General features: G+C 63.2%; 22 protein-coding genes and 1 other RNA gene. 12 read left to right on the forward strand and 11 right to left on the reverse strand.

Going from position 1 to position 24845, the window contains the following annotated elements; translation table 11 throughout:
* Window position 1: 1 nt before the first annotated feature.
* From D0T21_RS15675 to D0T21_RS15690, 4 genes are all read left to right on the forward strand, one after another.
* Window positions 2-604 (forward strand): glutaredoxin family protein, encoded by a 603-nt coding sequence (locus D0T21_RS15675; RefSeq protein ID WP_116990530.1) that lies wholly within the window; start codon window positions 2-4, stop codon window positions 602-604.
* A gap of 115 nt (window positions 605-719) precedes the next feature.
* A complete protein-coding gene (locus D0T21_RS15680) occupies window positions 720-1145 on the forward strand; it encodes a DNA polymerase III subunit chi (protein ID WP_116990531.1) in 426 nt (141 codons plus the stop codon).
* Window positions 1142-1552 carry a hypothetical protein gene (locus D0T21_RS15685; protein WP_116990532.1) on the forward strand — a complete coding sequence of 137 codons (411 nt, stop codon included), beginning with the start codon at window positions 1142-1144 and terminating at the stop codon, window positions 1550-1552. The genes D0T21_RS15680 and D0T21_RS15685 overlap by 4 nt, the downstream gene beginning before the upstream one ends.
* A gap of 213 nt (window positions 1553-1765) precedes the next feature.
* The gene (locus tag D0T21_RS15690; RefSeq protein ID WP_116990533.1) at window positions 1766-2905 is read left to right on the forward strand and encodes a branched-chain amino acid ABC transporter substrate-binding protein; all 1140 of its coding nucleotides are present in this window, start codon (window positions 1766-1768) and stop codon (window positions 2903-2905) included.
* 88 nt (window positions 2906-2993) lie between these two features.
* On the opposite strand, the gene D0T21_RS15695 is transcribed toward D0T21_RS15690, so the two are convergent.
* Window positions 2994-3314 (reverse strand): c-type cytochrome, encoded by a 321-nt coding sequence (locus tag D0T21_RS15695; RefSeq protein WP_116990534.1) that lies wholly within the window; start codon window positions 3312-3314, stop codon window positions 2994-2996.
* Window positions 3315-3476: 162 nt separating this feature from the next.
* Between D0T21_RS15695 and D0T21_RS15700 the strand changes: the two genes are divergently transcribed.
* A complete protein-coding gene (locus tag D0T21_RS15700) occupies window positions 3477-3698 on the forward strand; it encodes a TIGR04438 family Trp-rich protein (RefSeq protein ID WP_116990535.1) in 222 nt (73 codons plus the stop codon).
* Between the two features lie 39 nt (window positions 3699-3737).
* Here D0T21_RS15700 and ilvD read toward each other — a convergent pair whose 3' ends face one another.
* Complete coding sequence (gene ilvD, locus D0T21_RS15705) at window positions 3738-5600, reverse strand: dihydroxy-acid dehydratase (protein WP_116990536.1); 1863 nt, start codon at window positions 5598-5600, stop codon at window positions 3738-3740.
* A gap of 156 nt (window positions 5601-5756) precedes the next feature.
* Here ilvD and D0T21_RS15710 point away from each other — a divergent pair, with 156 nt between their 5' ends.
* Window positions 5757-6653 carry a LysR family transcriptional regulator gene (locus D0T21_RS15710; protein WP_116990537.1) on the forward strand — a complete coding sequence of 299 codons (897 nt, stop codon included), beginning with the start codon at window positions 5757-5759 and terminating at the stop codon, window positions 6651-6653.
* Window positions 6647-7498, forward strand: a complete 852-nt coding sequence (gene lgt, locus D0T21_RS15715) for a prolipoprotein diacylglyceryl transferase (RefSeq protein WP_116990538.1) — start codon at window positions 6647-6649, stop codon at window positions 7496-7498. The genes D0T21_RS15710 and lgt overlap by 7 nt, the downstream gene beginning before the upstream one ends.
* Here lgt and D0T21_RS15720 read toward each other — a convergent pair.
* From D0T21_RS15720 to D0T21_RS15760, 9 genes are all read right to left on the reverse strand, one after another.
* Window positions 7490-8308, reverse strand: coding sequence for a sulfite exporter TauE/SafE family protein (locus D0T21_RS15720; protein ID WP_116990539.1), 819 nt, complete (start codon window positions 8306-8308; stop codon window positions 7490-7492). The two genes, lgt and D0T21_RS15720, sit on opposite strands and share 9 nt — an antisense overlap.
* Window positions 8308-8775, reverse strand: coding sequence for an EVE domain-containing protein (locus tag D0T21_RS15725; RefSeq protein ID WP_116990540.1), 468 nt, complete (start codon window positions 8773-8775; stop codon window positions 8308-8310). Before D0T21_RS15725 ends, D0T21_RS15720 begins: the two co-directional genes overlap by 1 nt.
* 75 nt (window positions 8776-8850) lie before the next feature.
* Window positions 8851-9031: non-coding RNA, 6S RNA (ssrS, locus tag D0T21_RS15730), on the reverse strand.
* Between the two features lie 46 nt (window positions 9032-9077).
* Window positions 9078-9389, reverse strand: a complete 312-nt coding sequence (locus D0T21_RS15735) for a cell division protein ZapA (RefSeq protein WP_116990541.1) — start codon at window positions 9387-9389, stop codon at window positions 9078-9080.
* A complete protein-coding gene (locus D0T21_RS15740; RefSeq protein ID WP_307720716.1) occupies window positions 9386-9700 on the reverse strand; it encodes a hypothetical protein in 315 nt (104 codons plus the stop codon). Before D0T21_RS15740 ends, D0T21_RS15735 begins: the two co-directional genes overlap by 4 nt.
* Before the next feature lie 44 nt (window positions 9701-9744).
* Window positions 9745-12588: a beta-galactosidase GalA gene (galA, locus tag D0T21_RS15745; RefSeq protein WP_116990543.1), complete on the reverse strand. Its 2844-nt coding sequence runs from the start codon at window positions 12586-12588 to the stop codon at window positions 9745-9747.
* A 74-nt stretch (window positions 12589-12662) separates the two neighbouring features.
* Window positions 12663-15254, reverse strand: coding sequence for a TonB-dependent receptor (locus D0T21_RS15750; RefSeq protein WP_116990544.1), 2592 nt, complete (start codon window positions 15252-15254; stop codon window positions 12663-12665).
* Window positions 15255-15394: 140 nt separating this feature from the next.
* Entirely contained in the window at window positions 15395-16357 is a 963-nt protein-coding gene (locus D0T21_RS15755; protein WP_116990545.1) for a LysR substrate-binding domain-containing protein, read from the reverse strand.
* Between the two features lie 48 nt (window positions 16358-16405).
* Entirely contained in the window at window positions 16406-17335 is a 930-nt protein-coding gene (locus tag D0T21_RS15760; protein ID WP_229211490.1) for an SMP-30/gluconolactonase/LRE family protein, read from the reverse strand.
* Window positions 17336-17556: 221 nt separating this feature from the next.
* On the opposite strand from D0T21_RS15760, the gene dgoD reads away from it, so the two are divergent.
* The 5 genes from dgoD to araH are packed head-to-tail and all read left to right on the forward strand — an operon-like array spanning window position 17557 to window position 24834.
* Complete coding sequence (dgoD, locus tag D0T21_RS15765; protein ID WP_116990547.1) at window positions 17557-18705, forward strand: galactonate dehydratase; 1149 nt, start codon at window positions 17557-17559, stop codon at window positions 18703-18705.
* A 2-nt stretch (window positions 18706-18707) separates the two neighbouring features.
* Window positions 18708-21299, forward strand: a complete 2592-nt coding sequence (locus D0T21_RS15770; protein WP_199538477.1) for a beta-galactosidase — start codon at window positions 18708-18710, stop codon at window positions 21297-21299.
* A 31-nt stretch (window positions 21300-21330) separates the two neighbouring features.
* Window positions 21331-22302 (forward strand): arabinose ABC transporter substrate-binding protein, encoded by a 972-nt coding sequence (locus tag D0T21_RS15775; protein WP_116990548.1) that lies wholly within the window; start codon window positions 21331-21333, stop codon window positions 22300-22302.
* 1 nt (window position 22303) lies between these two features.
* Window positions 22304-23854 (forward strand): L-arabinose ABC transporter ATP-binding protein AraG, encoded by a 1551-nt coding sequence (gene araG / locus D0T21_RS15780; protein ID WP_116990549.1) that lies wholly within the window; start codon window positions 22304-22306, stop codon window positions 23852-23854.
* A complete protein-coding gene (gene araH, locus D0T21_RS15785; protein WP_116990550.1) occupies window positions 23851-24834 on the forward strand; it encodes an L-arabinose ABC transporter permease AraH in 984 nt (327 codons plus the stop codon). The genes araG and araH overlap by 4 nt, the downstream gene beginning before the upstream one ends.
* The last annotated feature ends 11 nt before the right edge of the window (window positions 24835-24845 follow it).

Consider the following 24845-nt stretch of genomic DNA (forward strand, 5'->3'; position numbering starts at 1 on the left):
CATGAAGCGGCTGGCGCTCCTCACCATCGCGCTGCTGTGCCTCGGCACGGCCAGCGCCCAGGTGTACAAATGGGTCGACGACAAGGGCGTGACCCACTACAGCGACCAGCCGCCGCCACCATCGGCGCCGACCAAAACAAAAGTCGAAGTGAAATCGTTTTCCACCGGCGGAGCTTCGGTGGAGTTGCCGCAGGAACTGGCCGACGCCGTGCGCAATCGCCCCGTCACGCTGTACACCACGGCACAGTGCGATGGTTGCGACAACGCCCGCGCCATGCTGATGGCGCGCGGCATCCCCTTCAATGAAAAAACCGTCGCCACCGTGGACGACCAGTTCGCACTGAAGAAGGCAGGTGGCAACGGCCAGCTACCGCTGCTGCTGGTCGGCCGCAGCAAGCTGACCGGCTTCGAGCAGAACAGCTGGGACGTATTGTTGAGCGACGCCGGCTATCCGCTGGAAAAACGCCTGCCACCGAATTATCAATTCCCGGCGCCGGTTTCCGCCGCGCAGCCGCCAGCACCACCGCCCGAAGCGGTGCGCCCCGTGGAAGAGCTGACCAAGCCTCTGCCGCCGGTCAATGCGCCGCCGGGCTTCCAGTTCTAGAATTGGCGTTCGGTAGCAACATCGGTGCCAGCGCCAAAAATAATTTTCGAATAAACTGGAATCAGGCGGCACCTTGCCGCATGCACTTCCCCTCTACAGAACAGATCAAACAGCTATGACACGCATCGATTTCCACACCAACGTGCCGGACAAAATCGCCTATGCCTGCCGCCTCGTGCGCAAGGCCTGGGGGGCGAACAAACGCGTGGTGCTAATGGCAGACGATGAGGCGCAACTGGCAGAACTTAACGCGGCGATGTGGACATTTTCCCCTGCCGACTTCCTGCCCCATGTGCTCGCTGGCGATGCGCTCGCCGCGCACACGCCAATCATTCTCACGGACAACGATGAGGCAGAATTACCACACAAAGATTTATTGGTAAATTTGTCGCGCCGCGCACCTTCCGGGGTCGCGCAATTCGAGCGCATGATCGAAGTAATTTCCTCCGATGAGGATGATGCGGCCGCCGGCCGCAAGCGCTATGTCGCATACAAGCAGCAAGACTACCCACTTACCCACTTTGTCACAGGAAAATCATGAGCCAAGCCCAATCGTTTGACGCCAGTATCCCTGTATTGACGGAAGTCCTGAAGGCCGAGCCGCTGGGCGATGAACTGCTGCCCGGCGAGGCCGCTTCCGGTACCCGCTCCACGCTGTCCAAGCGCGCTGAAATGGCGGCCGAGCTGGAAGCCGACGCCATCGACAACTGGAGCGATGCCGAATGGGCGATGATGGAACATCGCCTGTCCGAACGCATCATGCACCAGCTGCAATCGCGCGTCGATTTCGTGCTGGAGCAGCGCATCAAGGATTGCATGGCCGAAGTCCTGACCCACGCCCTGCACGGCCTGACCAACGAAATCCGCATCGGCCTGCACGACACCATTGAAAAAATCGTCGCCCGCGCCGTCTCGCAAGAGTTGACGCATCTGCAGGCCAAAAAGTAAGAATTTCCCTCCCGGTCCGTTCCCACTTCTGGTGCACGGACCGCCCCCTCCCAGCGCGGCGCGCATCAAAACCGGGAAATGCCACTTAAAAGTGCGAAACCCTGCGAATCTCCCTTTGCGTTAAGAATAATTTGTTGTACCTTTTGGCCTTGCAGAAAAAATTCTGCGGCGCTCATGAGACACCGTCGCTTATTCAACCATTGGAGAATGCATATGCTGTTCAAGACCAAGTTCATTCCACTCGCCATCGCACTGGCTTTTGCTGGCAGCGCCGGCGCGCAAGAAGTGATCAAGATCGGCCACGTCGCTCCGGTCTCCGGTCCGTCTGCGCACCTGGGCAAGGACAATGAAAACGGCGCCAAGATGGCCGTCGAAGAATTGAACGCCAAAGGCATCAAGATCGGCGGCAAGCCGGTCAAATTCGTCCTCGTGCTGGAAGACGACGGCGGCGATCCAAAACAGGGCACGGCGGTCGCGCAGAAGCTGGTCGACGCCAAAGTCAACGGCGTGATCGGCCACCTGAACTCCGGCACCACCATCCCTGCATCGAAGATTTACTTCGACGCCGGCATCCCGGAAATTTCGCCAGCCACCACCCAGACCAAATATACGCAGCAAGGCTTCAACTCGGTATTCCGCGTGGTCGCCAATGACGCCAAGCTGGGCGGCTCGCTGGGCAGCTATGCAGTCGGCAAGATGGGCGTGAAAAAGATCGCCGTCATCGACGACCGTACCGCCTACGGCCAGGGCGTGGCGGAAGAGTTCATCAAGGGCGCCAAGAAAGCGCTGCCGGGCGTGCAAATCGTCGGCAAGGAATTCACCACCGACAAGGCGACCGACTTCAACGCCATCCTGACCACCATCAAGGGCAAGAATCCCGACCTGATCTTCTTCGGCGGCATGGACTCGGTAGGCGGCCCGCTGCTGCGCCAAATGAAGGCGCTGGGCATCCAGGCCAAGTACATGGGCGGCGACGGCCTGTGCACCGAATCGCTGCCTAAGCTGGCCGGCGCCGACGCGGTCAAGGTCGTCACCTGCGCCGAAGCCGGCGGTGTACCGCCTGAGCTGCAAAAGAACATGGACGACTTCCATGCGCGCTACAAGAAGAAGTACAACATGGACGTGCAACTGTACGCGCCATACGTGTACGATTCGGTGATGACGATGGCTGCTGCGATGCAAGCGGCGAACTCGGCTGAGCCTGCCAAGTACCTGCCGTTCCTGCAAAAGATCAAGTATCAGGGCGTGACCGGCCTGATCGAGTTCGATGCCAAGGGCGACATCAAGGACGGCTCGCTGACCATGTACAACTACAACAACGGCACCAAGACCATCACTTCGGTGATCAAGTAAGTTTAATGAAAAAGCCCCGTCGGCCTGAACGCGCTCAAGATCGCGCTCAGTGCAGACGGGGCTTTTTTTGATTCTGCTGCTGCGCTGATTATTTCTGCGCCAGCACCCATTTCACCAGGGTCTTCGCTTCAGCGTCGCTCACTTGCGGATTGGCTGGCATCGGGATCGCGCCCCAGGCGCCGGAACCGCCCTTCATCACTTTGGTGACCAGCTTGGCTTCTGCGTCTTTCTGGCCGGCGTACTTGGCGGCGACATCCTTGTAGGCAGGGCCAACCAGCTTGGTGCTCACAGCGTGGCATGCCAGGCAGTTCTTCGCTTTTGCCAGGTCCATGCCCGCGTCCGCCATTGCGGCTTGCGACGCGAATGCCGATGCGACCACCATGCCAACCATCATCAAATTACGTTTCATTGTCTTCTCCAGGTAAGTGCTACTCAATTCTGCCAACAATTCTACCGTGTTTTCCCAGTGCACATTAAACGCCATACCGCATATGCCCGTTGACCAATAATAGAATATTGCTGCCCGTAAAGCCATTTTCTTTGTAAGATGACGTAACTGGAGGAGCACATCATGCCTATCATTTTGTTGATCTTAGCCCTGTGCGGGCTGCGGTATTTTGAAGTGTGGAAGTTCGCCCTGCTGTCCTGGTGGTGGATTATCGGGCTGATGGTGTTCGCCTTCGTGTGGTTCGAGTTCCTGGAACCGATGCTTGGCCTGGACAAGCGCAAGGCGCACGACGAAGACGAAAAGCGCCGCAAGGCGCGCGTGAAGCAGAATTTCGACAAGAAATAATAACTCCCGCTCCGGGCGGAGCGGGAGTGCGGCAAGCAGTTAGCGCTTGATCTGCGACAGATCGCGCACGGCGCCGCGATCGGCCGACGTGGTCAGCGCGGCGTAGGCTTGCAGCGCCTGCGACACATAGCGCTGACGGTTGACCGGCTTCCACGCCGCATCACCCTTGGCTTCCATGGCCGCGCGACGCGCCGCCAGGTCCGCATCGCTGATGCGCAGGTTGATGGTGCGGTTCGGGATATCGATATCGATCATATCGCCCTCTTCCACCAGGCCGATCGCGCCGCCCTCCGCCGCTTCCGGCGAAGCATGACCAATCACCAGACCCGACGAACCGCCCGAGAAGCGGCCATCAGTCAGCAGCGCGCAAGCCTTGCCCAGGCCCTTGGACTTGATGTACGAAGTCGGATACAGCATCTCCTGCATGCCGGGGCCGCCCTTCGGACCTTCGTAGCGGATGATGACCACATCGCCTTCATGCACGGTATCGCCAAGGATGCCTTCAACCGCAGCATCCTGGCTCTCGAACACGCGCGCCTTGCCGCTGAATTTCAAAATGCTCTCATCGACGCCAGCCGTCTTCACGATGCAACCGTTCTGCGCCAGGTTGCCGTACAAGACAGCCAGGCCGCCGTCCTGCGAATAGGCGTGCGCCTTGTCGCGGATGCAGCCGGTGCTGCGGTCGGTATCGAGCGCGTCGTAGCGTTCCGATTGCGAGAACGCCACCTGCGTCGGCACGCCGCCAGGCGCGGCGCGGAACAGCTGGTGCACGGCCGGATCGTCGCTGCGCTTGATGTCGTTGCGTTCGATCGCATCGCCCAAGGTCGGCGCGTGGATGGTCGGCAGCGAGGTATCGAGCAAACCGGCGCGCGCCAGTTCGCCCAGGATCGCCACGATGCCGCCGGCGCGGTGCACGTCTTCGATATGGTACTTGTCGGTCATCGGCGCGACCTTGCACAGGCATGGCACTTTGCGCGAGATGCGGTCGATGTCCTTCATGTCGAAGTCCACTTCCGCTTCGTGCGCGGCGGCCAGCAAGTGCAGCACGGTGTTGGTGGAACCACCCATCGACACATCCAGCGCCATCGCGTTTTCAAACGCGGCCTTGCTGGCGATGGAGCGCGGCAGCACCGAATAGTCGTCCTGCTCGTAGTGGCGCTTGGCCAGTTCGACGATCAAACGGCCGGCGCGCAGGAACAGCTGCTCGCGGTCGGAGTGGGTGGCGACGATGGTGCCGTTGCCCGGCAGCGCCAGGCCCAGCGCCTCGGTCAGGCAGTTCATCGAGTTCGCGGTGAACATGCCGGAGCACGAACCGCAGGTAGGACAGGCCGAACGTTCGATCTCGGCGACGTCCGCATCGCTGACCGATTGATCGCCAGCCTTGATCATGGCGTCGACCAGATCGAGCTTGATGATCTTCTGTTTGCCGTCGACCACCTTGATCACCTTGCCCGCTTCCATCGGGCCGCCGGAGATGAAAACCACCGGAATGTTGAGGCGCATCGCGGCCATCAGCATGCCCGGCGTGATCTTGTCGCAGTTGGAGATGCAGACCATCGCATCGGCGCAGTGGGCGTTGACCATGTACTCGACCGAGTCGGCGATCAGGTCGCGCGACGGCAGCGAATACAGCATGCCGCCGTGACCCATGGCGATGCCGTCATCGACGGCGATGGTGTTGAATTCCTTGGCCACTCCGCCGGCCTTCTCGATCTCGCGCGCCACCAGCTGGCCCAGGTCCTTCAGGTGCACGTGGCCGGGTACGAACTGCGTGAACGAGTTCACGACAGCGACGATAGGCTTGTCGAAGTCGCCGTCCTTCATGCCGGTCGCGCGCCACAGGGCGCGGGCGCCGGCCATGTTGCGGCCGTGGGTGGTGGTGCGGGAACGGTATTGCGGCATGATGTTTCTCCTGGCGTTGCTTGACTGTAAGGCGGACTTAAGACCGCTGGCTTAGCATGACAGATTGCCTTTCCCCTGCCCCGGTGTCAAATATAGTATTTACGACTCTGTGAGTCGTATAAAATATCACTGAATAGAATTTCAACAGTAAACAATATGAACATCGAACTGCGGCAATTGCGCTATTTCGTCACCGTCGCCGAGGAACTCCACTTCGGCAAGGCGGCGCTGCGCCTGCACATGACGCAGCCGCCGCTGTCGCAGACGATACAGGCGCTGGAAGAGCTGCTGGGCGCCTCGCTGTTCGAGCGCAACCGCCGCGGCGTGGCGCTGACGCCGGCCGGGCTGGCGCTGCTGCCGGAAGCGCGCCGCATGCTGGCGCAGTCGCAGGAGCTGCCGCAGCTGGTGCAGCGCGCCGCCGCCGGCGAGGTAGGCAGGCTGACGCTGGCCTTCATCTCCTCGGCCGACTACAGCGTGCTGCCGCCCTTCCTGCGCGCCTACCGCGCCGCCTATCCGCAAGTGCAGATCACGCTGCAGGAAGCCACGTCCGACCTGCAACTGGATGACCTGCTCAACAACCGCATCGACGCCGGCTTGCTGATCCCACCGCTGCCGGACAAGGCCAAACTCGAACTGGACTACCTGCCGGTGCTGAGCGAGCCGCTGGTGCTAGCCCTGCCGGCCGGCCTGCTCAAGAAGCAAGGCAAGCTGGCATTGGCCTCCCTGCCGCCACTACCGTTGATCGTCTTCCCGCGCGCGATCTCGCCGGCCTTGTACGACGCCATCCTGTCGGTGTTCCGCGACGCCGGCATCACGCCGGAGATAGGCCAGCAGGCGATCCAGATGCAGACCATCGTCAGCCTGGTATCGGCCGGCATGGGGATGGCGCTGGTGCCGCAGTCCGTGTCCAACCTGATGCGGACCGGGGTAGAATACCGGGCGCTGCGCGACGCCACGCCATTGGTCGAAACCGGCCTGGCCTGGCGGCGCGACAATGCCTCGCCGGTGCTGCGCGGCTTTTTGGAATTATTAAGAAAGAACACCCTATGCTGATACACCCGATGCCCGATCCGATCGCCCTGCAACTGGGGCCGGTGGCGATCCACTGGTACGGATTGATGTACGTCCTCGCCTTCGCCATGTTCATCACGCTGGGCCGCGTGCGCATCAAGCAGCCGCACATCGCCGCGCAAGGGTGGCGCAAGGAAGACCTGGACGACATGCTGTTCTACGGCATGCTGGGCGTGGTGATCGGCGGTCGCATGGGCGAGGTGCTGTTCTACCGCCCCGGCTTTTTCTTCGCCAATCCGATCGAGATCTTCAAGGTCTGGCACGGCGGCATGTCCTTCCACGGCGGCTTCCTCGGCGTGCTGATCGCGATGGCCGTGTGGGCGCGCAAGAGCGGCCGCAATCTGCTGGACGTGTACGACTTCATCGCGCCGCTGGTGCCGCTGGGTTATGCCGCCGGCCGCCTGGGTAATTTCATCAACGCCGAACTGCCGGGCCGCGTGGTCAGCGATCAATCGCTGCCGTGGGCGATGCTGTGGCCGGACACGAACTATCCGCTGTCGCCAAATCCCGTGTTCCTGCAAGGGCTGCGCCATCCGTCGCCGCTCTATCAGTTGCTGATCGACGGCCTGGTGGTATTCGTCATCCTGTGGCTGTACTCGCGCAAGGAGCGTCCGCGCCTGGCGGTCGGTGCGACGTACACGCTGCTGTACGGCTGCGCGCGATTCTTCACCGAATACTTCCGCACGCCGGACTGGGAAACCACCTTCCTCGGCATGCCGATCACGTCCGGCCAGGTGCTGTCGCTGCCGATGATTGTCGGCGCACTGGCGATGCTGGTGTGGGCCTACACGGTCCAACAGAAAGGCCGCGCACCAGTCTTACGCTAAGGCCTTGCGCAGCATGTAGGCGGCCAGGCCGTAGAGCACCACCGCGAAGATTTTCTTGAGGGTCTGCACCGGCAGCTTGTGTGCGGTGCGCGCGCCCAGCGGCGCCAGTGTTACGCTGGCCGCCGCGATCACCAGCAACGCCGGCAGGTAGATGAAGCCCAGCGAGTATTCAGGCAGGTCCGGCGTGCCCCAGCCATAGTAGATATTCGACAGCGTGCCCGCCAGCGCGATCGGAAAGCCCAGCGCCGCGCTGGTCGCCACCGCGTTCTGCATCCTGACGTTACACCAGGTCATGAACGGAATCGACAGGAAGCCGCCGCCCGCGCCCAGCAAGCCCGCCACCAGGCCGATCACACCGCCGGCGCCGAACATGGCCGCGTTCCCCGGCAGGCCGCGCTGCGCAACGCCTTCCACGACTACCGTTTTTTTACCGAACAGTATCTGCGTAGCGGAGAAGCCCAGGAACACGCAGAACAAAATCGCCTGACCCGCAGGACTCATTTGCTTGGCGATCCAGGGCCCGCACCAGGCTCCGAGCAATATGCCCGGCGACAGCAGCAGCGCCACGCGCCACAACACCGCACCATGCAGGTGGTGCGCGCGCACCGACGACATCGACGTGAACAGGATCACGCCCAGCGATGTCGCCACCGCCATATGTATGTTCACGCTGTCGGCAAAACCCTTGGCGCTGAAGATCATCGTGATGAACGGCACCAGTATCATGCCGCCGCCTATGCCCAGCAGCCCCGCCAGGAAGCCACCCACGGCGCCCATCAGCAGCAGGACCAGTACCAGGCCGATATCCATCAAGCGCCTTTCTTGAGCAGCTTGACGATGGTGTTCCACTGCGCCGCCGTCACCGGCGTGATCGACAGACGGCTGCCCTTTTGCAGCACCACCATGTCCTCCAGCGCAGGGATGGTACGCATCTCGGCCAGCGACAGCAGCCGCGTTTTCTGCGTGCCCTGCACATCGACCGAAATCCAGCGCGGCTGCTCCGGTGTGGCCTTGGGATCGTAGTACTTGCTGTCCTTGTCGAACTGTGTGGCGTCGGGATAGGCGCCGCCCACCACTTTCGCCAGGCCGGCAATGCCGGGCTCCGGACAACTGGAGTGGTAGAACAACACACCGTCTCCATCCTGCATGCCATCGCGCATGAAGTTGCGCGCCTGGTAGTTGCGCACGCCGAACCACGGCGTGGTCTGCGCGGGCGACGCCATCACGTCGTCGATGCTTACTTCATCAGGCTCGGATTTCATCAACCAATATTGCATGGGTGGCTCCCAATAAAAACGTCCAGACGAAAAAAAGCGGCTGCGCACTCACATGCTTGCAACCGCTTCTTAGGATAAGGCCCCGCCTGTGCCGTCTTTGCCGGCATCCCGAACCAAACGGTTCAAGGTGGTCACAGTTAGTTCAATTTCGGGTTCATCGGACTAGCGACGCTCACGCCCATCGAACAAAATTCCGCAACCGGTGCACATAAATGGTTCAAGGAATATATGGCAATCGCGAACACCGCAGGGTGAAACGAAGTTTACTCTCTTGTCCGCCGCAAAGGAAGGATTTTAGCGAATTAAAACAGGGTTTCTTGCGGCGTCAGCGCGCTATCGAGTACTTTGTGCATGGCGCTGATCTTCGTTTGCACTTCCAGTATAGACATGTCGGACAACGGTCCCACCGGCGATTTCACCGACAGGAACTCCGCCGCCATGCCCAGCGCCGCCATCACGGCGATGCGATCATTGCCCTTGACTTTACCGCCGTCGCGTATCGCCGTCATCTTCTTGTCCAGGAAGGCCGCGGCCTCGCGCAACGCGCGCTCTTCTTCCTCCTTGACGACCAGCCGATACGGCGAACCCATGATGGTCACATCCAGCTGTATCATCGTGCGTCCTCGTTTTCAGGCTGTTCTTCCTCTTCGGCGTCGCCGTCGAGCGCGGGGATTTTTTCCAGCAAAGCCTCGACGCGGCCGGCCGCCTCGCTCAACTTGCGCTGATAGCCCATGTTCTCCACCACGAGGGCGGCATTAGCCTGACGCAATTGTGCATTTTCCCGGCGCAGCGCCTGGGTCATCTCGGCCAGCTGGTCGATTTTGTCGGATAGTTCTTGGAAATCTGAAATCATCCCGCCACTATAGGCAGCGCGCGGAACGCCGTCAACCGAATCGCACGCCCGGCCCGCATATTTGGCGGGCAAGCGCGCGATTTATTTCCTCACTGTCAACGTCACGGCAAAAATTGCTACTTTGCCAGCAAGCGTGGCGTAATGCTCACATAGCCCTCGATGCCGCTGGCCTGACCCGGCTCCGCCTCGACGATCACGTTGATCTCGCGCTTGCCGACGCCGGCCGGCAGCGGCAGCTCGAACGCCGCCAGCGCGTAGCTATCCTTCTTGCCGATCAACTGGCCGTTCAGCCAAACCTCCGCCTTGCCGCGCACACCGGCGAAGCGGATTACGCCACTGCCGTCGGCCAGGTTCTTGCGCGGCGTGAAGCTGGCGCGGTACAGGTGATACTTCGCGGCGGCCGGCGCGATCATCGGCGGCGAACCCCAACCCCAGGTGTTCATGTCGAAGCTGGCCAGTTGCTGATTCGGGTCGGGACGTTCGGCGCTGTCCGGCGCGATGCGCCAGCTGCGTACGAAGGTCAGCGGCGCTTCGGCCGCCGCCACGTAGGGCTGCGCCGGAACCGCCTTGACCGGAATGCTGATCTGCGCCGGCGCCAGGCCGGGCGCGGTGGCGGTTACGCTGATCGCCTCCGTGCCGTCGTAGTTGGCCTGCACGATCAGCTGCGCCAGGCCGTTGAACAGGCGGCGCGTCGCGCCCTTCTCGTCCTCGTGCGAGTTCGGATCGCCGTTGCCATGACCGATGGAGCGGCCGCCGCCCGTCACCGCGAAGGTCACCTGCGCATCGGCCACCGGTACGGCGCGGCCTTGCGCATCCAGCGCGCGCACGGTGATCGGCATCGCATCGCGGCCGTCGCCGGCCAGCTGCGCGCGATCCGGCGCCAGCTCCAGCGCCACGGCGGCGCCGGTGGTCTCCACCGCCGTGCGCGTGACTTCCTTGCTGCCGTTGTAACCGATCGCTTCCAGCTTGCCGGGCGCGTAGGCGACGTTGAAGCTGTTCATGCGGTATGGGTCCACCTTCTGCTCGCCCAGCAGGCGGCCGTTCAGCAGCAGCCGCACGCGCTCCACGTTGGCCATCACCATCACGCGGATGTCCTTGCCCTCGCTGCCGCTCCAGTTCCAGTGCGGCGCGATGTGGATCAGCGGACGGTCCTTGATCCACTGCACCTGATGGATGTAGTAGGCATTCTTCGGGAAGCCGTTCAGGTCCATGATGCCGAACACCGAGCTGACCGAAGGCCATTCGTTCGGTGTCGGTTCGCCACGGTAATCGAAACCGGTCCAGACGAAACCGCCCGCCACATATGGCCGCGTGGCGATCGCCTGCCAGGCGTCGCGATGGGTGTTACCCCACTCCGCCGCATCGTCGTCGTAGCTGGCGATCAGGTTCTTTTCGTGGACGGTCTTGAACTCGCCGCGCGTCATGTAGGCGGACGTGTCTTCGGAGCTGGTGAATGGCTTGTTGGGATTGGCCTTGTGATAGCGGTCGTAATCGGGTACCTGATAGTTGGAGCCCACCACGTCCACCGCGTGCGAGACGTTCAACGCCGTCAGGAAGCCGCCGTTCATCGCCGCCGTGACGGGACGGGTATCGTCCAGCGCTTTCACGGTCGCAGACATGCGGCGCACCATTTCGTAGCCTACCTCGGTAGCCTGCTCCGGCTCCTCGTTAAACACCGACCACAGGATCACGCCCGGATGATGGCGATCACGCTTGACCATCCACTCCAGCTGCTGCATATAATCCGGCGATGGATTGAAGTTGCGGTTCTCGTCCATGACGACAAAGCCCATGCGGTCCACCAGGTCCAGCACTTCGGCCGCCGGTGCGTTGTGCGAGAAGCGGATCGCGTTCACGCCGAGTTCCTTCAGCCGGCGCAGGCGATACTCCCATACGGAATCCGGCACCGCCACGCCGACGCCTGCATGATCCTGGTGGATGCAAACACCCTGTAGCTTCACATGCACGCCGTTGAGGAAGAAGCCCTGCGCCGCATCGAAGCGGATGGTGCGGAAACCGGTATTCAACGACACCTCGTCGAGCGGCTTGCCATCCTGCAGAACGCGCGTCGTCACGCGATACAGATTGGTCTTCTCCAGCGACCACAATGCCGGATTGGCGACGGCCAGCGGTACCTGCACGGTGCTCGTGCCCAGCGCCGTCACGCGCGCAATGGCACTCTGACGGGCCACCTGCTTGCCGGCAGGGTCGAACACCGACACTTCCACCGTCACGCCGCTGGCCTGCTTGCCGCTATTATTCAGTGTGACCTCAACCGGTATCGTCCATTGAGTTCCTTTACCCAGACGCGGCGTCGCATGCACGCCGTCTGTCACGATATGCACAGGATCGCGCTTGACCAGCCAAGCATGGCGATACATACCCGCACCCTCGTACCACCAGCCCTCCATGGCCTCCGCATCGGCGCGGATGGCGATGGTGTTCATTGCATCGCCATAGCGCAGGTAAGGCGTAATGTCGATATAGCTGGAGTTGTAGCCGGACCAGTTGCGGTTCACCACATTGCCGTTCACCCAAACGGTGGCGTGGGTGGCGATGGCGTCGAACTGCAATTCGAAGTGGCGGCCACGATCGGCCGCATCCACGCGCAGATAGCGCCGGTACCAGCCGATGCCGCGCGGACGGTAGCCCTGCGAGACGTTAGCGTTGGGATCGAACGGGCCTTCAACCGCCCAGTCATGCGGCAGGTCCAGGTGGCGCCAATCGGAATCGTCGTATTCGGTACCGGCCGCGCCGGCGGCATTGCCGGCCTTGGCATTGCCATAGGATTCGCCGTGACCCTTGATCGGCGGCTGGACGATATCGCCCAGGTGGAACAGCCAGCCGCGATCGAGCGACAGTCGCTCACGTCCCGGCGTTGCAGCCTGCGCGGCCACGCAGGCCGTCAGCAGAAGAACGGCGGAACACAGCCGCCGCCAGTTGAATGTGGTCGATTTCAATCCGCGCCCCCTTAATGAAAAAAACGGAGCAGCGCCATCACGCACCGCTCCGCTAAAACCACGATAAAAACAGATTACAGCTTGAACGACAGACCCAGATTGAAGCGGCGGCCAAACTCGGTCACTTCCTGCTGCACAGGGATGTTCGAGCTGGTATAGACGGCCTTCTGGTTGGTCAGGTTGTCGATACCGAAGCGCAGCTGGACATTCGGCGTCAGTTGCTTGGCCAGGTTCAGCGTCACATAGGTTTCGGCTTCGTTCTCGATCAGCTGGCCGGCGCCCCAGGTTGGATTACGCACGAAAGCACTGTGGTAGTTGGCGGAGACGCGCGCCTCGTAGCCCGCCTTCTCGTACCACAGCGTTACGCCGCCGTTGCTCTTCATCAGACCTTCGATCGGATAAGGATTCACAGTCGGCGTTTTCTCGCGGATGTTACTGGTGGTGTAAGCGTAGTTGCTGGCGATGCCCAGGCCGTCGAACGGCGCAGGCAGCGAAGTAAAGGCCTGCTGATACACCAGCTCCACGCCGCGGATGTCGCCGCCGTCGCCGTTGACCGAACGGGTAATGGTGGCTGGGCGACCGTTGATGGTGGTGGTGTCGCTGGTGATGGCGATGTAGCGCGACACCTTCTTGTAGAACGCGCCAGCCGACAGCAGCGAGCCTTTGCCGAAGTACCACTGGTAGGCCAGGTCGACCTGGTTGGCCATCATCGGCTTCAGTTCCGGATTACCTGCGCTGCCGGTGATCGGCTGGGTCGCATCCGTCACCACGTTCAGGTTACGCGAAGAACGCATCTCGTCCAGCGGCGCCCGCGACATGGCGCGCGCCACGCTGAAGCGCACCTGGCGTTCCTGTGCTTCGTCCATGTTGAAAATCAGGTTCAGGCTAGGCAGGATCTCGTTGTAGGAGGTGCCGCCTTCCACCGCCGTCGGCGCAGCGCCGTTCAGCGACTGCATGCCGTAGCCGGTCTGCGTGGTGTGCACCAGGCGCACGCCGACATTACCGCGATAGGTCTTGCCGAAAGCTTCGCCCTCCAGGTCACCCTGTACAAAGGCCGAAGTGCTGCGTTCCTTGACCTTCCAGCCGGACAGCAGGTCGTTCTGCGTCTGCGGGCGGCCGTCAGGATCGAAGGCGTCCGCGCCGAAAGCCGCCGCCGTCGAAGCACCGAAGTCCTTCAATGCGATATACGACGGGAAGCCGCTGACGTTGACCGTCTCGTAGGCCGATGCAGGAATCGCCGCCGTGGGATTGAGCTGCCAGGTGGTCTGGCGATAGCTCTTCTCACGATCGGTGGCGCGCACGCCAACCTTCAGGCGGCTGACGATGCTGCCCTCGATAGGACGCGATGCGTTCAGACTCACCGCGTTCAGCAGATCCTTGATATGGCCGTCGGTGTCGACGTACAAACTCGGCGCGCCGAAGTTGGCCGGGTTGCCGGTGTCCATGCCGAAGTTGTAGCTCTGGTTCTCGTTACCGGTGAAGTCCCAGGTGATCGTGGTCGGGTTGTTCGAATACTGGCGCACGTCGCGCCACTGGCTGCTGCGCATTGCGTGGGACGAGGACAGATCACTCTCCACCTTCCAGTCGCCGACGTTGAACTTGCCGTTGATGCCGCTGGCGGCAACGCTGGTGTCTTGTATCCACAAGTAGTCATTGGTGACCACGCCGACGTTCTTCAGCGTGCCGCCGGCGACATAGCCGTTGCGGATATCGAGGTTGCTGAAGTTGCCCGACTCGTAGCCATCCCAGTTACCCAGGTCGCCGGTCCAGTGTTGCAGGCCCGGCTCGCGAATCGCGGCCTTGGCGTAGTAGCTGTCGGCGGTGATCAACGCATCGCTGGACAGCTTCCATTCGACCTTGCCCAGCAGGCTGGTACGCTTGTCCTTGCCGCGCTTGACTTCATCCTGGAAGCCCCACGGCGTCTTGTCTACCTTGCCGTCGCCGTTCAGGTCCGCCGAGTGGTCTTCATTGAAGCCCCAGTGGCGCACGTTCTTTTGCAGCGAAGGCTGGTCCTGGTAGCTGAAGGCCAGCGCCACGCCCAGCGTCTTGTTGTTGAACTGGTCGATGTAGACACCACCCAGGCGCGGCGCGGTCTTGTCCGCGCCGCCGATGTCCTTGGCCAGCGCGTAGTACAGCGCGTCCGCCTTCAACGAAACCTGGCGGCCCGAATACTTCAGCGGCGACACGGTTTGCAGATCGATGGTGGTGGCGATGCCGCCTTCGGCCAGCTCGGCATTCTGCGTCTTGTAGATGGTGGCGCCGCTCAGCGACTCCGATGGGAACTGCTCGAAACGCACGGCGCGGTTGGGCTCAGACGAAGCCAGTTCGCGGCCGTTCAGCGTGGCCCCAATGAAGCGCGGGCCCATGCCGCGCGCGACGATCTGGCTGGCGTTGCCGCGATCCAGGCCGGACGACATGCCCGGCAGGCGTGCCAGCGATTCGGCGATGGTGGTATCCGGCAGCTTGCCGATGTCTTCCGACGAGATCACTTCCACGATGCTGTTCGAAGCTTCCTTCGCGGCCAAGGCGTTGCGCACCGAGGCGCGGATGCCGGTGACGTTCACTTGTTGAATATCGGCTGCGGCTTCCTGGGCAAGCGCTTGTTGGACCAGCATAGGGGACGTGAAAAGCGTGGCGATGAGCCAGCTCATTTTTTTGTGCTTCATGTGCATCTCCAGTGTTGTTTAGTTCCGTCTCTGATTAACGACTAGGACGAATAACTGGATGCTAGCGAAACGAAAGAAGCACTTCCAATAGCTTATTGAGCGCGGGCCATACGAAGATCGTATATCAAGCCCGCAGAGGCTTAAGCAGGCCGGCGATAGTGAGGATAGATGGCGGCTGCGGCATCGCGCAGCGCGAGCAGCATCGCATCGGCACCAGGCGAGAGCTGGTGTCGTTTGCGCGTCACAATGCCGAACGAATCCATGCTGACGCCCAGATCGAACGGCAGCACCGTCATCAGGCCTGCCTCCAGATACGGCTGCACGGCATCGGCAGGCAGCGCGACAATCATGTCATTGCTCATGAGGAGACTAGCAACGACGGGCAAATCGAGGGTCTCGACGGTTTCGGCGGGCTGCTCCAAACCGTGCGAGAGGAACAGCGCCGTCAGGCGGTCGCGCAGGATGCTGCCGGCGGGCGGCAGTATCCAGCACTGCTCCATCAGGTCTTCCAATTTCAGATCGGTGCGTCCGGCCAGCGGATGGCCCGCGCCCGCGATCAGCAGATGCGGCTCGTCGGTCAGCGGTTCGAAATTGAGTTCATCGGCGGCCGCCGTATCGAGAATGCGGCCCACCACCAGATCCAGCTCGCCGCTGCGCAGGCGTTCCACCAGTGCTTTACTGGTCGACATGCTGACCGAGACATGCACCCGCGAGTGGCGCGATTTCAGCAGGTTGATCGCTTTCGGCACCAGGCCGGTGGCCGGCGCCAGCACGGTGCCTATGCCCACGCGTCCGCGCAAGCCGGACAACAGCTCCATCACTTCCTGGTGTGCCGCGTCCATCTCCGCCAACGCCGCGCCGGCGCGCCGTATCAGTACTTTCCCGTACCAGGTCGGGGCGACGCCGCGCGACAGGCGCTCGAACAACTGAACGCCGAGCGCGTGTTCAAGCTCGCCCAATAATTTGGACGCACCGGGTTGGGTCAGGTTGGCGGCTTGCGCTGCATGCGCAATCGATCCGTGCCGGCCCAATTCGACCAACAACACCAAATGGCGGGTTTTCAGGTGGGAGCGGACGAAGCGGTCGGAGCTTGAATCGGTCATAGGGGTGATTTTCTTGATCGCCCATCATAAGGGCGCGCCGATGCAGCGTCAATCACCGTGGCGCGGACGTTGGGAATCGGCGACTGCGGCGGGGCCGTCGTCGAACGGGGTATCGGCCACGCCGGGCGCCAGTCCCTCGGCCACGCCAGGCGGCAGTCCATACAGGCCGCCGCGCGCCCCCAGCATCAGCAACTGCTTCAAGTCGGCGCCGCCGAAGGCCATACTGGCCACCGGCTCGCGCGCCAGTTCGATGTGCTGGCGCGGATGGCCGTCGGCGTCGTACTGCGCCAACGCCCCGCCCTGCACGCTCCACAACATGCCGGCGCTGTCGACGATGGCCGCGCCCCGCTCCGGCGCCGGCGCCGGCGCGAACATGCGCACATCGCTTACCTTGGCGCGCTCCGCATCGTAGGTGCATTGCATGATGTCGCCCCTGGCGGCGTCGGCGAAGTACATGCGCGCGCCGTCCACGCTGAAGGCTATGCTGCGCGCCGTGACCACCACCGGCAAGGCCAGTCGCCGCAGGCCATGCCGCGTCGAATACTGGTAAAAGCTGCCGATAGGCCGTTGGTCGGCACCGGTGTTAGCGGTACCAAAAACGAAATTCCCATGCCGGTCGGTGCGGCCGTCGCTGATCACGGTGCGCGCCTCGGCGGCGTCGATGGTCGCGAGTACCTGCGCCTGGAGCGGACGGGCGGACATGCCGGCGGCCGGCGGCTCCACCATGCCGAGACGCTTGCCCAGGCCAAGCAGCACGCGCCCGGAACGGCAGCAGGCGATCAGGCCTGCGCTTTCCAGCAGACGCACGCCGCTCGGCATGCCGTCCTGCACCGGCCAGGCATAGAGCTGGCTGCCCTGCGGGTCCGGCCAACGCCAGCAGGCCGCTTGGGCGTCCCAGCGCAGCGCGCATCCGGTCTGGCCGACGCGTACCAGCATGATGCCGGGCGTGGTAGCGAGGGGCGTACTGAGTTGACTCATGCTGCGGGGGCTCCAGATAGATGACGTGACCGCACCAGTCTAAGCGGACCATTCCCCTCGCAGATATGAATAAATCGCCCGCTGGCATGCCGATATCGAATACCTGCAAGGCCCCGCCCTAGCTATGCGATATTGATATGTCTACTTACGAATTAATCATATTTCCAGTCTAGCTGGCAGGCTTAGACTGGACGCTGTTCCTGAACTTACTCTCCACTCCTATGAAAATCATCAAACTGACGACCTACCGTGTACCACCGCGCTGGATGCTGCTCAAGATCGAAACCGATGAAGGCGTCGTCGGCTGGGGCGAACCGGTCATCGAAGGCCGCGCACGCACCGTGGAGACGGCGGTGCAGGAAATGGAACCGTACCTGATCGGCCAGGACCCGGCCCGCATCAACGACCTGTGGCAAATCATGTACCGCGCCGGCTTCTATCGCGGCGGCCCGATCACGATGAGCGCCATCGCCGGCATCGACCAGGCGCTGTGGGACATCAAGGGCAAGGTGATGGGCAAGCCGGTCTACGAGCTGTTGGGCGGCCTGGTACGCGACCGCATGAAGATGTACAGCTGGGTGGGCGGCGACCGTCCTTCCGACATCATCGAACATATCAGCAAGCTGCGCGAGGGCGGCTTCGATACGTTCAAGATGAACGCCACCGAAGAACTGGGCATGCTGGACACCGCCGCAGCCGTCGACAAGGCGGTCGAACGTGTCGCTGAAATCCGCGCCGCCTTCGGCAACAGCATCGAATTCGGCCTGGACTTCCACGGCCGCGTGGCCGCGCCGATGGCCAAGGTGCTGCTGCGCGAGCTGGAGCCGTATCGCCCGCTGTTCGTCGAAGAGCCGGTGCTGGCCGAGCAGGCAGAATACTATCCGCGCCTGGCCGCAACCACCTCGATTCCGCTGGCGGCCGGTGAGCGCATGTACTCGCGCTTCGAATTCAAGAACGTGTTCCATGCGGGCGGCCTGTCCATCGTGCAGCCGGACCTGTCGCACGCAGGCGGTATCACCGAATGCCTGAAGATCGCCTCGATGGCGGAAGCCTACGACATCACGCTGGCGCCGCACTGCCCGCTCGGCCCTGTGGCGCTGGCGGCCTGCCTGAGCGTGGACTTCGTGTCATACAACGCGGTGCTGCAGGAGCAGAGCATGGGCATCCACTACAACAAGGGCGGCGAGCTGCTCGACTATGTCCTCAACAAGGAAGACTTCCGTATCACCGACGGCTACATGAAACCGTTGACCAAGCCTGGCCTGGGCGTGGAAGTCGATGAAGAACGCGTGATCGCAGCCAGCAAAAATGCGCCCGACTGGCGCAACCCGGTATGGCGTCACGCCGACGGCAGCGTCGCCGAGTGGTAATCATGGCAGGCCACACGCCCTCTTTGTTACGCCGCCATGCCGGCGCCGCGCTGATCGCGGGCGTCCTGGCAGGCGCCGCCAGCGCCGATACGATGCTGTCCATCGACGCCAGCGCGGCCACGCCTGCACCGAAAGCGGCGGCGCTGCATATGGGGAGTTCCGTCGCGCCCAACGGCGACAGGCTGGGCGCCAATGCGCGCTACCTGACCCGCAATGGCGCGCCGTGGCTGCCGGTGATGGGCGAATTCCACTACAGCCGCACGCCCGCCTCGCAATGGGAAGCGGAACTGCGCAAGATGAAGGCCGCCGGCATCGACATCGTCACCAGCTACGTGATGTGGAACCACCACGAAGAGGTGGCGGGCAAGTTCGACTGGCAGGGCAATCGCGACCTGCGCCGCTATGTGCAGCTGGCCGCCAAGGCCGGGCTGGATGTGGTGGTGCGCGTGGGCCCGTGGGCGCATGCGGAAGTGCGCTACGGCGGCGTGCCGGACTGGGTGGTCAACGCCATGCCGACCCGCTCCAACGATCCGCAGTACATGGCGCTGGTGGAGAAGCTGTACGCGCAGATCGGTGCGCAGCTCAAGGGCCAGTTGTGGAAGGATGGCGGCCGCGTGATCGGCATCCAGCTGGAAAACGAATACAACATCGATGGCCCCGGCCAGGGCGCCGCGCACATCGCCGCGCTGAAGAAGCTGGCGCTGAAGGCGGGCATGGATGTGCCCTACTACACCGTCACCGGCTGGGACGGCACCATCTATCCAAGCGGCGAAGTGACGCCGGTATTCGGCGGCTATCCCGACGAACCCTGGGGTACCAGCACCAGGGAACTGCCGCCGAAAGAGACTTACGCATTCCGCTTCGACACGCGCGTCAGCGGCGACCTGGGCGCGCAGACAGCGGCCCATGCGCCCGGAACGGCGGAGACGGACAAGGATGTGACGCCTTTCCTCGGCGCGGAATATGGCGCGGGTTTGCCATTCATGTACCGCCGCCGCACGGTGGTGTCGGCGGACGATATCGCGTCGATGCTGCCGGTGCAGCTGGGTTCCGGCGTGAACCTGATGGGCTATTACATGTTCCACGGCGGCCGCAATCCGACTGGCCTGGGCGGCACCTCGATGGAAGAGAGTACCCTCAGCGGCGGCTACAACGACACCACCATGATCAGCTACGACTTCCAGGCCCCGCTTGGGCCGGATGGCCAGCAGCGCAAGGTGCTGGAGAAGCTGCGTCCCTTCCATTTGTTCCTGCACGATTTCGGTTCCCGCCTGGCGCCGATGACGGTGCGTAAGCCGGATGCGTCGCCCGCCACGCCGGATGACCTGAAGACGGCGCGCTTCGCCGTGCGCAGCGAGGGCGATCGCGGTTTCCTGTTCGTGAACAACCATGTGCGCCAGTATCCGATGGCGGCGCAGCAGGCGACGCAGTTCTCGGTCAAGCTGCCGGGCCAGACGATCACGCTACCAGCAACGCCGGTCGATATCGCCGACGGCGCCTACTTCATCTGGCCGCTGAACCTCGATCTTGACGGCGTCAACCTCGCCTACGCAACGGCGCAGCCATTGGCCTTGCTCGACCAGGGCAAGGCCGGCGTGGTGGCGGTGTTCGGCGCCAGCGCCGGCGTGCCGGTGGAGCTGGCCTTCGACGCCGCGCTCGCGCCACAAATCCGTGCCGGCAGCGGACAGCTTGCCGTAGCTGATGGCCGCGCACTGCTCAGCGGCGTGCAGCCAGGCGCCGGCGCGGCGCTGACCGTGCAGCGCGCCGGAAAACGGCCGCTGACCATCGTCGTACTGACGGCCGAACAGTCGCAGCAACTGAGCGTGGCGGAACTCGGCGGCCAGCGCCGCCTGATTCTGAGCGGCCAGCAGGCCTACGTGGCCGATGGCGCGCTGCAAATACGCTCGGCAGGCAGCAACAAGTTCCGCTTCGCCGTCTACCCCGCGCTGAGCGGCAAGCCGACAGCAAGCACCGCCAGCCCCGCGTGGTCGACCGCGGCACCCGGCGGCAGGAGCGCAAGCGCCACAGCGCGGCCCGAAAGCGCCACGGACAGCCAAAGCAAGCCCGCTGCCGGGGAACGCGTCACCCTGCGCGCAGCCGGCAATGACGGCATGTTCCAGACCTTCGAGGCCGAGCTGCCTGTCCGCGATCTGAAGGCAACGTTCACGCCGACGCGCGCGGCGCAAGAAGCGGCGCCCATCGTCATCGGCGGTGGCGCGAAAGCCGCCGTGCAGCCGTTGCCGGAGAACTTCAAAGCCGCAGGCGCCTGGCAGATCAACGTCCCGCGCGAACAGCTGCGCGGGCTGGACGACGCCCTGCTGCAAATCGACTTCGTCGGCGACATCGGCCGCCTGTACTCGGGCACCCGCATGCTGGACGACTGGTACTACAGCGGCTACCAATGGCAGTTCGGCCTGCGCCAGGCCAGCGCCCTGCTCGACCAGCCGTTGACCGTGTCCGTACTGCCGCTGCGCGCCGACGCCCCGATCTACTTGCCCAAAGAGGCGAGACCCGACTTTGCCGGCAAGGCCCAAATAGCCGCCGTGCGCAGCGTCAGCGTGATACCCGTGTATCAGCTGCGCGTCACACCATAAACAAAAAAAATACAAACACCGGAGACCCACCATGAAACGTACCCTACTCGCAGCAGCCACCCTGTGCCTGATGGCCGCAGCCCACGCCGCTGAACCGGTCAAGATCGGCTTCCTGGTCAAACAGGCCGAGGAGCCATGGTTCCAGGACGAATGGCGCTACGCCGAACAGGCGGCGAAAGAAAAGGGTTTCGCGTTGGTGAAGATCGGCGTGCCAAACGGCGAGAAGATGATCGCCGCGATCGACAACCTGGCCGCGCAAAAAGCGCAGGGCTTCGTCATCTGCGCGCCGGACGTCAAGCTGGGCACCGCCGTCGAACGCGCCGCCAAGCGCAACAACATGAAAGTGATCTCGGTCGACGACCGCCTGGTCGACGGCAGCGGCAAGCCTATCGCCTCGATCCCGCACATGGGCATCTCCGGCTACGCCATCGGCAAGCAAGTAGGCGAAGGCATCGCCGCCGAGATCAAGGCGCGCAAATGGAATATGGCCGAAGTGGGCGCAATCCGCGTCGCCTACGACCAGCTGCCGACGGCCAAGGAACGCACCATGGGCGCGGTCGATGCGCTGAAGGCCGCCGGCTTCCCGGTGGCGAACATCGTCGATGCGCCGCAATCCAAGACCGATACCGAAAGCGCCTTCAACGCCGCCAACATCGCGCTGACCAAGAACGCCCGCTTCAAGCACTGGGTGGCCGTTGGCCTGAATGACGAAGCGGTGCTGGGTGCGGTGCGCGCCGCTGAAGGCCGCGGCATCAAGGCGGACAACATGGTCGGCGTCGGCATCGGCGGCGCCAAGGCTGCTGAAAACGAATTGAACAAGCCGGCGCCCACCGGCTTTTATGGCTCGGTGATGATCAGCGCCAAGGAGCATGGCTACCAAACTTCCGTCAATATGTACAACTGGATCACCGGCAAAGGCGTGCCGCCGGCCGAAGTCCTGACCAAGGGCATGCTGATGACCCGCACCAACCAGGCCGACGTACGCAAGCAAATGGGTCAGTGACATGACCGCGTACCTGCAGTTTGACCAGGTCAGCAAAGTCTTCCCCGGCGTGAAGGCGCTCAACGGCGTCAGCTTCGCCGCGCACGCCGGCCAGGTCCACGGCCTGCTGGGTGAGAACGGCGCCGGCAAGTCCACGCTGCTGAAGATCCTCGGCGGCCAGTACAAGCCTGACGGCGGTCGCCTGCTGGTCGACGGCAAGGAATGCCGCTTCACCAGCGCCAAGGATGCGATCGGAGCCGGCATCGCCGTGATCCACCAGGAGCTGCAATACGTGCCCGAGCTGACCGTGGCGGAGAACGTGCTGCTGGGCCGCATGCCCACCCGCTTCGGCCTGTTGGACAAGCCGAAAGCCTACAAACTCGTGGCCGAAAAGCTGGCCGCCATCGGCGTCGACCTGGCGCCGGACGCCAAACTGGCCGACCTGTCGATCGCGCAGCGCCAGATGGTCGAGATCTGCAAGGCCATCATGCAGGACGCCCAGGTCATCGCCTTCGATGAACCGACGTCCAGCCTGTCGCACCGCGAAACCGAAATCCTGTTCCGCCTCGTGAAGGAACTCCGTGCCGACGGCCGCACGCTGATCTACATCTCGCATCGCCTGGAAGAGCTGTACGCGCTGTGCGACGCCTGCACCATCTTCCGCGACGGCCGCAAGATCGTCACCCACAACGTGATGGCCGACGTGCCGCGCGAACGCCTGATCAGCGACATGGTGGGCCGCGAACTGAGCGACATCTACGACTACCGAACCCGCCCGCTCGGCGAAGAACGCCTGAAGATACAGGGCCTGGACGGCAAACATGTGAAAGGTCCGCAAAGCTTTTCCGTGCGCGGCGGCGAGGTGCTGGGCTTCTTCGGTCTGGTCGGCGCCGGCCGCAGCGAATTGATGCGCCTCCTGTACAACGCCGATGCGCGCAGCGCCGGCAGCGTGGTGCTCGACGGCGCGACCGTGTCGACCGCCGGCCCGTCCGCCGCCATCGCGGCCGGCATCGTGCTGTGTCCTGAGGACCGCAAGGAGCAAGGCATCCTGGCCACCGCCTCCGTAGCGGAGAACATCAACATCAGCGTGCGCCGCAACGACCTGCTGGGCGGCCTGTTCCTGCGCCACAAACGCGAAGCGGCGCTGGCCGAGGACTTCATCGCCCGCCTGCGCATCAAGACGCCCAACCGCCAGCAGGAGATCCGCCTGCTCTCCGGCGGCAACCAGCAGAAGGTGATCCTGGCGCGCTGGCTGGCCGAACCCGGCCTCAAGGTGCTGATCCTCGACGAGCCGACGCGCGGCATCGACGTCGGCGCCAAGAACGATATCTACCGCATCATCCACGAAGTCGCGGAGCGCGGCTGCTGCGTCATTGTGGTGTCGAGCGAACTGCCGGAGGTGCTGGGCATCTCGGACCGCGTGATCGTCATGCGCGAAGGCGCAATCTGCGGCGAACTGTCGCGCGCGGACGCCAGCGAAACCGAGGTGCTGCGCCTGGCGCTGCCCGATTCGATCGCCCCCGCCGCCACCCACATTGAAACGCCAGCACTTCCTACACGGAGCATCGCATGAACGTCTCACCATTGAATCCCGCCGCCAAGCCTGCGGTGTCCCAGGCCCAGCGTCAGTGGCTGGTTGAATACAGCATGCCGCTGGCCTACGTGGTGCTGTTCGCCGTGCTGGCCGTCACCGTCGAAAACTTCTTCTCGCTGACGAACGTGGTCGGCCTGATGCTGTCGGTGGCGCAGATCGGCATGGTCGCCTGCACCATGATGCTGTGCCTGGCCTCGCGCGATTTCGATCTGTCGGTCGGTTCCACCATCGCCTTCGCCGGCGTGCTGGGCGCGATCGTGCTGGAACAAAGCGGCAGCGTGCTGCTGGCGATGGGCGCCGGCCTGGTTGCCGGCGCGCTGATCGGCGCCTTAAACGGCGTGCTGATCGCCTACCTGCGCGTCAACGCGCTGATCGCCACGCTGGCGACCATGCTGATGGTGCGCGGCCTGGCCTTCATCGTGTCGAAGGGCCAGGCGGTCGGCATCAGCAACGACGCCTTCATCAACTTCGGCGACACCCGCATCTTCGGCCTGCCGCTGCCAGTGCTGGTGTGCGCCTGCTGCTTCCTGGTGTTCGGCGTGCTGTTGAACCAGACCGTCTTCGGCCGCAACACGCTGGCCATCGGCGGCAATCCGGAAGCGGCGCGCCTGGCCGGCGTGCGCGTCGAGCGGCTGCGCGTGTGGATCTTCCTGCTGCAAGGCCTGGTCACCGCGATGGCGGGCCTGATCCTGGCCTCGCGCATCACCAGCGGCCAGCCGAATGCGGCGCAGGGTTTTGAATTGGATGTGATTTCGGCCTGCGTGCTGGGCGGCGTGTCGCTCCAGGGCGGCAAGGCGCGCATGTTCGGCGTGTTGATCGGGGTGCTGATCATGGGGACGGTAGAAAACGTCATGAACCTGCTCGACGTCGACGCCTTCTACCAGTATCTGATGCGCGGCGTGATCCTGCTCGCCGCCGTGCTGCTGGACCAGCTGAAAACCCGCGGCGAGCGCCGCTGATCCCCCCTACC

Origin of the sequence: Duganella sp. BJB476 (genome assembly GCF_003416895.1) — a bacterium.
Taxonomy (GTDB): Bacteria; Pseudomonadota; Gammaproteobacteria; order Burkholderiales; family Burkholderiaceae_D; genus Rugamonas.